The sequence below is a fragment of the Roseateles sp. P5_E11 genome (assembly GCF_054049355.1).
This window is the reverse complement of record NZ_JBFUMO010001149.1, coordinates 1-726: the sequence shown is the minus strand read 5'-3', so window position 1 is coordinate 726 and position 726 is coordinate 1. Positions and strand designations below refer to the sequence as shown.

Annotated in this window: 2 protein-coding genes; both read left to right on the top strand. The window is 62.0% G+C overall.

Features of this window, described 5'->3' with window-relative positions; genetic code table 11:
• A partial coding sequence (locus tag ACXJKR_RS34005) for an NADH-quinone oxidoreductase subunit H (RefSeq protein WP_457326615.1) occupies window positions 1-311 on the top strand: 311 nt, incomplete at its 5' end.
• 10 nt (window positions 312-321) lie between these two features.
• Window positions 322-726: NADH-quinone oxidoreductase subunit NuoI (gene nuoI / locus ACXJKR_RS34000; protein WP_457326614.1), on the top strand; the 405-nt coding region annotated here is incomplete at its 3' end.

Here is a 726-nt window from a genome sequence, read left to right as displayed (position 1 = left end):
ACATGATCCTGGTGTCGGCCCTGGCCGTCCTCATGTTCCTGGGCGGCTGGAGCGCGCCGATCTCCTGGAGCCTGTTCGGCATGGAAACGCCGACCTTCATCCAGCACACGATGGCGTTCTGGAATTGGGCCTGGCTGTTCGGCAAGACCTTCTTCGTCGTCACGACGTTCCTGTGGGTGCGCGCCACGTTCCCGCGCTTCCGCTACGACCAGATCATGCGTCTGGGCTGGAAGATCTTCATTCCCATCACGCTGATCTGGCTGGTCGTTGTCGGTGCCTGGATGCAGACACCGTTCAACATCTGGAAGTGAGGCGGCGCCCATGACTGCAATCACGAATTTCGCGAAGACCTTCTTCCTCTGGGAACTGCTCAAGGGGATGAAGCTCACCGGGAGGCATTTCCTCTCGCGCAACATCACCATCCAGTTCCCGGAAGAGAAGACGCCTCTCTCCCCGCGTTTCCGCGGCCTGCACGCGCTGCGCCGCTACGAGAACGGTGAAGAGCGCTGCATCGCCTGCAAGCTCTGCGAGGCCGTCTGCCCCGCGATGGCCATCACCATCGAGAGCGACGTGCGCGCCGACGGCAGCCGCCGCACGACGCGCTACGACATCGACCTGACCAAGTGCATCTTCTGCGGCTTCTGCGAGGAAAGCTGCCCGGTGGACTCCATCGTCGAGACCAGCATCTTCGAATACCACGGCGAAAAGCGCGGCGACCTGTACTTC